We start from the raw sequence: 6,746 nt of genomic DNA on the forward strand, positions 1-6,746 counted from the left end.
GGATGTCTCCTGTCTTGAGGTTTTGAAGTCGGGTCCGCCGCCGTCAGGCGTGCGGGTTCTCAAAGATGTCTTCGACCGGACGGCCGAAGGTGGCGGCGATGCGATAGGCCAGGTCCAGCGATGGATCGTGCCGTTCGGTCTCCAGCGCGATCACCGCCTGTCGCGATACGCCCAGGGCCTGGCCCAACTGTTCCTGGGTCCAGCCGCGCTCGACGCGCAGCAGTTTCAGCCGGTTCTTCATCGGCTGGTCCGGATGAAGGGGGCGGTCAGGCCGTACATGCCCCAGAACAGCGGCACGATCAGCCAGGTCTGCATATGGGGCGCCCCGGCGAAGCTCTCGCCGAAGCCCCAGAAGGTGGCGACCGCCATGGCCAGCCCCGAGGCGACGATGAACTGTTTGGCCGTAACCCCCCGCACGAACTCGTCGCTTTCGCGCATCAGGGACAGGACGGCCCAGATCTGGCCGATCACCGGCGCCGACACGACCGCCGCCAAGGCCCAGGCCGCCGGCTTGCCCATCACCTCGTCAAAGGCGTCGGTCGTCATCATGGATACGCAGATCGCCACATAGGGGATGGTGAAGGCCATGATGCGAATGACGTATCGCCTATGCGCCGGTGTGGTGGATTTTCCGAAACTCATCATATCCCGCTCTCCTCTTGTAAGGCGAACCTGACATCGACTTTATGTAATGTCAACCTGACTTTTTGTCATTATCGCCTTACATGCCCCGTCCGGTTTCGAAAGCCCCGCATTTGCGCTAGGATCGGCCCATGCCCGCCGCCCCGCGCATCGCCCCCTCGGCCCTGTTCGCCCCTGACGACTGGCGGCCGTTCCAGACCCGGTCGGCCTGGGTCGGGCCGCTGCTGGTCGCCCATTGCTGGGGGGTCATCGCCCTGGCGGTCGGGGCGGGGGTCCTGATCCCCTGGCTGATCCCGATCTGCGTCATGATCATCGGCACGCGCCAGCTGGGCCTGGCCATATTGATGCATGAGGCGGCCCACGGCGGCCTGTCCAAGGATCTGCGTCTGAACGACCTTCTGGGCCAATGGCTGTGCGCCGTGCCGATCGGGGCGGACCTTGGCGCCTATCGCCCCTATCATCTGAACCACCACCGCTTCGCCCAGCAGCCGGAAGACCCCGACCTGATGCTGTCGGCGCCCTTTCCCGTCTCCCCCGCCTCGCTCCGCCGCAAGATGATCCGCGATCTGACCGGCCAGACCTTCTTCAAACAGAGGATCGTCCTGCCCCTCGCCCTGGCGGCCCGGTCAAAGAGCGCAAAGGGCGAAGCGGCCGCCGATCCCGCGCATGAGTATGACGCGGTGGTGACCGGCCGTTCGGTCCTGCCCTTCCTGGTCTTCAATACGATCCTGCTGGCCGGCTTCATCGCCGCAGGCATATGGTGGGCCTTCTTCGCCCTGTGGCTGCTGCCGATGGCGACCTGGTTTCCGCTGGTGACGCGGCTCCGGAACATCGCCGAACACGCCTGCGTCGAAGGATCCGACGCCGACCCCTTCCGCGCGGCCCGCACCACTCGCGCCGCCTGGTGGGAGCGCGCCTTCATCGCCCCCTATTGGGTCAACTTCCATGCGGAGCATCATCTGTTCATGCACGTCCCCTGCTGGAAGCTGCCGGCGCTTCACCGGGCCGTTCGCGCCCGGCCCCAGGCGGCGGGCATGGAGGTGGCGCCGGGCTATGTCGAGGTTCTGAAGACGGCGACCCGCCGCCCGTGACCGTCATCGCCGATCCCGCCGCCTTCATCCGGACCAACACCCGGCTGCAGCCCGTCCCCCATGCGCCCGAGATCACCCTGTGGCTGGCGGACGAAGTCACCCCCATCTGGAGGCTGACGGAGGAAGAGCTGGGCGAACTAGCCCTGCCCCCGCCCTTCTGGGCCTTCGCCTGGGCGGGCGGTCAGGCGCTGGCCCGCTACCTTCTGGACCATCCGCAGGAGGTGGCCGGCAAGCAGGTGCTGGACTTCGCCGCCGGTTCGGGTCTGGTCGGTGTTGCCGCCATGCGGGCAGGCGCCGCCTGCGCCCTCTGCGCCGATATCGACCCCTTCTGTGAAGCCGCGGTCGCCGCCAACGCCCAGGCGAACGGCGTGGCCCTGGACTTCGTGGGCCACGACCTGCTGAACGCGCCGCCGCCGCCCGTCGACGTCATCTGCGCGGGCGACATCTGCTATGAAAAGCCGATGACCGAGGCCGTCCTGGCCTGGCTGGGTCAGGCGCGGGCGGCGGGGACGCGGGTTCTGATCGGCGATCCGGGCCGGACCTATTTTCCGCGTTCGGGCCTGGACTTCCTGGCCGAATACCGCGTGCCCACGACCCGCGAGCTGGAGGATCAGGAGATCAAGCGCGCCGCGGTCTGGGCCCTGCCCTGAAGGGCGGCGGGAGCGATCGCCGCTCCCGCCGATCCGGTCAGTGGGCGACCGGCTGAACCCCTTGGATCTTCTCGGCCTGTTCGCGATGCCGGCCCTCGGCGAATTCCTCGATCATCTTGGCGTTGAAGGCGGGGATGTCGTCGGGATTGCGGCTGGTCACCAGACCCTGATCCACCACCACCGGCTCGTCCACCACATCGGCGCCGGCGTTTCTCAGATCGGTGCGAATGCTGTTGAAGGCCGTCATCGTCCGGCCCTCGACCACCCCCGCCTCGATCAGCAGCCAGGGCGCATGGCAGATGGCCGCCACCGGCTTTCCGGCGTCGAAGAAGGCCCGGACGAACTTGACCGCATCCTCATTCGCCCGCAGCTGGTCGGGATTCGCCACGCCGCCCGGCAGCATCAGGGCCGAATAGGCCGAGGCGTCCACCCCCGCCACCGCCTTGTCCGCCGTCACCTTGTCGCCCGGCGTCAGATGGTTGAAGCCCTGGAAGTCGCCGGCCTTCAGCGACACGATCTCGACCGCCGCCCCGGCCTCTTTCAGCGCCTTCATCGGCTCGGTCAGTTCGACCAGTTCGACGCCGTCGGTCGCCAGAATGGCGACGGTCTTGCCAGAGAGAGTCTGGGCCATGGGATAACTCCTGATTTGAGGTGGGTTCGCCCTGTTCAACCCCGTGGGTCGACAGGGGTTGCGGCCGCGCTTGGCGAGACGCGATCACACCCCATCTGTCCCCGATGAGACGCGCCCAGCCCCTCCTTCTCCTCGCCGCCGTCCTCGGCCCCAGCGCGGTCCAGGCCCAGGTCGCGCCCTATCCCTATTCCTATCCTCAGCCCGGCTTCCCCTATCCGGGCGGCGCCCCTGCCGCGATCGCCGATCAGCACCGCTACGAGAACGAGCGGATCCGTCTTCAGGCCCAGGCCAACGCCGCCCTGGCCCGCCGTCTCGACGCCGAGGCGGCCCAGCGACGCCTGACGCTGGAAGCGGCGCGCCAAGCGACGGCGGCGCCGGCCCCCTCCGTCCACGATCTCCGCCCGGTCGCCCCGCCGCTCCCCCCGTCGACGTCTCCGCCGCCCACGGCTTCGGAACCCCGACGCAGCCTCAGCGAAATCGACGCCTGGCTGGACCGCCCGCGCTGACGCATCCCTTCCCTTCCGTTCGCGTTCTGGCCTAGCTTCAGGCGGAACGGGCGGAGGGAACTCATGCGGTGGCAGGGCGGCAGGACGGGCGGCGGCGGGATCGAGGACCGTCGGGGCCTCGGAGGCGGCGCGCTCGCCGGGGGCGGTCTCGGCGTCGGCGTGCTCGCCGTCATCGGCTATCTGGTCTTCGGCATAGATCCTTCGACCACGACCCAGCTGGCCAGCCGGTTCGGCGGGGTCGGCGCGGAACAACAGGGGCAGGCCGGCACGCCTGAAGATCAGGCCGGACGCTTCGTCGATGTGGTCGGAGGCAATATCAACGACGTCTGGGCGCAGAAGCTGAACGGGTATGAACGCCCGCGCGTCGTCATCTACGAACAGGGCACTTCGACCGGCTGCGGCTACGGCCAGTCGGCCATGGGCCCCTTCTATTGTCCGACCGACCGCACCGTCTATCTGGACCTGGGCTTCTGGCAGGAGATGGAGACCCAGCTGGGCGCCTCGGGCGCCGACTTCGCCCGCGCCTATGTCATCGCCCATGAGTTCGGCCACCACGTCCAGACCCTGACCGGAACCTCCGACCAGGTGCGTCAGGCCCAGCAGCGCGCTAGGGGCGAGGCCGAGGCCAACCGCTATTCGGTCGCGCTGGAGCTTCAGGCCGACTGCTACGCCGGGGTCTGGGCCCGAAACGCCGCCGCCGTGTCGAACAACCAGGTGGCGCTGGAGCCCGGCGACATCGAAGAGGGGATGAAGACGGCCCAGGCCATCGGCGACGATACGCTGCAACGCCGGGCGGGCGGGCGCGTCTCGCCCGAAAGCTTCACCCACGGCTCCTCGGCCCAGCGGGTCGAATGGCTCCAGCGCGGCTATCAGTCCGGCGACCCCGCCGCCTGCGACACCTTCAGCGGCGCCTGAGCCGCCCAGCCTTCAGACTTCAGTACGGACCTCCCATGCATCCTCGCGCCGGCCAGACCGCTCTCGCCGAAGACCTGATCGACCTGGACGCCCTGCTGGGCGCCTATGAGAGCGTCGTTCCCGACATGGGCGATCCCGGCCAGAGGGTGGTCTTCGGCACCTCGGGCCATCGCGGCTCCAGCCTGGACGGCGCCTTCAACCAGACCCACATCCTGGCCATCGCGCAGTCGATCGCCGACTATCGCGCCGCCCAGGGGATCGACGGCCCCCTGTTCGTCGGCCGCGACACCCACGCCCTGTCCGAGCCCGCCTTCCGCACCACGATCCAGGTTCTGGTCGCCAACGGGGTGGAGGTGCTGATCGATTCCGGCGACGGCTTCACCCCGACCCCGGCCGTGTCCCACGCCATACTGACCCATAATCGGGCCGGGCGGCGTCAGGCTGACGGCGTCCTGATCACCCCGTCGCACAATCCGCCGCGCGACGGCGGTCTGAAGTACAATCCCCCCTCGGGCGGCCCGGCCGGAAGCGAGGCGACCGCCGCCATCGCCGCCCGCGCCAATCAGCTGATCGAAGGCGGCCTGTCCGGGGTCAAACGCCTGCCCTTCGACCAGGCCCAGGCGGCGGCCGGCCGGTTCGACTTCATGACCGCCTATGTCGACGACCTCGACAGTGTCCTGGATCTGGACGCGATCCGCGATGCGGGGGTCCGGATCGGTGCCGATCCCCTGGGCGGGGCGGCGGTCGCCTATTGGGGCCGGATCGCCGAACGCTGGGACCTGGACCTGACCGTGGTCAATGCGGCCGTCGATCCGCGCTGGGCCTTCATGCCCCTGGACGCCGACGGCAAGATCCGCATGGACTGCTCCTCCCCCTCGGCCATGGCGGGTCTGATCGGCATGATGCAGGGCGGCTCGGCCTATGACGTCGCCTTCGGCAATGACGCCGACGCCGACCGGCACGGGATCGTCACCTCGGGCGGCGGCCTGATGAACCCCAACCACTTCCTGGCCGCCGCCATCGCCTATCTGTTCGCCCATCGGCCCGGCTGGGGTCCGCAGGTGGCGGTGGGCAAGACCCTGGTCTCCTCCTCCATGATCGACCGCGTCGTCGCGGGCCTGGGGCGCCGCCTGCTGGAAACGCCCGTCGGCTTCAAACATTTCGTGCCCGGCCTGCTGGACGGGACCGTCGGCTTCGGCGGAGAGGAATCGGCCGGCGCCTCCTTCCTGCGCCGCGACGGAACGGTCTGGTCCACCGACAAGGACGGCCTGATTCTCTGCCTCCTGGCGGCCGAGATTCAGGCCCGCACCGGCGCCGGCGCCGACCGCCTCTACGCCGATCTGACCGACCGCTACGGCGCCCCCGCCTACGCCCGGATCGACGCCCCCGCCGACAGGGCGCAAAAGGCGCGGCTGGCGGCCCTCAGCCCCTCGGACGTGACCGCCACCACCCTGGCCGGTCAGCCCATCGCCGACATCCTGACCCAGGCCCCCGGCAACGGCGAAGCGATCGGGGGTCTGAAGGTCGTGACCGCCGACGCCTGGTTCGCCGCCCGTCCGTCGGGCACCGAGGACGTCTATAAGATCTACGCCGAATCCTTCCTCGGCCCCGACCATCTGGCCCAGGTCCAGACCGAGGCCAAGGCGGTGGTGGCGGCGGCGCTCTCCTGATCGGCGTCACCGCCCGACGGTGATCTCCATCGGTCGCGAGACGAACAGGCCCGGTCCGCCCAGGTCCAGCACCAGCCGGCGATCCTCAAAGGCCGCCATGCCGACCAGGGCGTCGGGGAAGCCCGGCACGGCCACATTGTCGTAAACCGCCACCTCGGCCCGGCGATACAGGGCGTCGCCGATGGTCAGGGTGCGCACGACCACCGTCTCGGCCCCCACCACCCCGCCCAGGACGATGCTCTGGCCGGCCGTGCGGGGGCGCCCGTCCAGAAGGCCCGCCGCCTGGGCCGTTTCGCGCGTCACCGCCAGCACGGCCGAGGCGCCGGTGTCCACCACCGCCCCGACCGTCGCCCCCTCGACCGTGATGGTCGTCTCCAGCGCCCGTCCGGCGCGCCGCACCGTGATCGGCGCCAGATCCCGGCCCGGCGTCCAGCCGTCTCTGGCCAGGAACCGCATCCGCCGCTCGCCCGTGTCCAGCTCCAGCACCACCTGGCTCAGCACGTCCTGGCCGATGATCAGGGGCGCGCCCAGACCCTGTTCGCCGGCCAGCGGCCCCAGGTTCAGTATGGCGGTTCTCAGCCCGTCCAGCCTGAGGCCGCCGATCCGGACGTCCAGGGTCGCGGCCCGCCCCATCTGGGCCC

General features: G+C 69.5%; 9 protein-coding genes. 5 read left to right on the forward strand and 4 right to left on the reverse strand.

Features of this window, described 5'->3' with window-relative positions:
• Positions 1-43: 43 nt before the first annotated feature.
• On the reverse strand, positions 44-241 hold the full coding sequence (locus tag AC07XS_RS11035; protein WP_054766608.1) for a helix-turn-helix transcriptional regulator: 198 nt from the start codon (positions 239-241) through the stop codon (positions 44-46).
• Complete coding sequence (locus AC07XS_RS11040) at positions 238-645, reverse strand: hypothetical protein (RefSeq protein ID WP_054766609.1); 408 nt, start codon at positions 643-645, stop codon at positions 238-240. The genes AC07XS_RS11035 and AC07XS_RS11040 overlap by 4 nt, the downstream gene beginning before the upstream one ends.
• A 128-nt stretch (positions 646-773) precedes the next feature.
• Between AC07XS_RS11040 and AC07XS_RS11045 the strand changes: the two genes are divergently transcribed.
• Both AC07XS_RS11045 and AC07XS_RS11050 read left to right on the forward strand, forming a co-directional pair.
• Complete coding sequence (locus tag AC07XS_RS11045; RefSeq protein WP_182714426.1) at positions 774-1,733, forward strand: fatty acid desaturase family protein; 960 nt, start codon at positions 774-776, stop codon at positions 1,731-1,733.
• Positions 1,730-2,383, forward strand: coding sequence for a 50S ribosomal protein L11 methyltransferase (locus AC07XS_RS11050; RefSeq protein WP_182714427.1), 654 nt, complete (start codon positions 1,730-1,732; stop codon positions 2,381-2,383). The genes AC07XS_RS11045 and AC07XS_RS11050 overlap by 4 nt, the downstream gene beginning before the upstream one ends.
• Positions 2,384-2,420: 37 nt before the next feature.
• On the opposite strand, the gene AC07XS_RS11055 is transcribed toward AC07XS_RS11050, so the two are convergent.
• A complete protein-coding gene (locus AC07XS_RS11055; protein ID WP_182714428.1) occupies positions 2,421-3,014 on the reverse strand; it encodes a type 1 glutamine amidotransferase domain-containing protein in 594 nt (197 codons plus the stop codon).
• Between the two features lie 104 nt (positions 3,015-3,118).
• On the opposite strand from AC07XS_RS11055, the gene AC07XS_RS11060 reads away from it, so the two are divergent.
• From AC07XS_RS11060 to pgm, 3 genes are all read left to right on the forward strand, one after another.
• Complete coding sequence (locus AC07XS_RS11060; RefSeq protein WP_182714429.1) at positions 3,119-3,520, forward strand: hypothetical protein; 402 nt, start codon at positions 3,119-3,121, stop codon at positions 3,518-3,520.
• A 63-nt stretch (positions 3,521-3,583) separates the two neighbouring features.
• Positions 3,584-4,435 (forward strand): KPN_02809 family neutral zinc metallopeptidase, encoded by an 852-nt coding sequence (gene ypfJ, locus AC07XS_RS11065; RefSeq protein WP_182714430.1) that lies wholly within the window; start codon positions 3,584-3,586, stop codon positions 4,433-4,435.
• 35 nt (positions 4,436-4,470) lie between these two features.
• Positions 4,471-6,105 (forward strand): phosphoglucomutase (alpha-D-glucose-1,6-bisphosphate-dependent), encoded by a 1,635-nt coding sequence (pgm, locus tag AC07XS_RS11070; RefSeq protein WP_182714431.1) that lies wholly within the window; start codon positions 4,471-4,473, stop codon positions 6,103-6,105.
• Positions 6,106-6,111: 6 nt separating this feature from the next.
• Here pgm and AC07XS_RS11075 read toward each other — a convergent pair.
• A partial coding sequence (locus tag AC07XS_RS11075) for a retropepsin-like aspartic protease (protein WP_182714432.1) occupies positions 6,112-6,746 on the reverse strand: 635 nt, incomplete at its 5' end.

This window comes from Brevundimonas sp. GW456-12-10-14-LB3 (assembly GCF_059424365.1).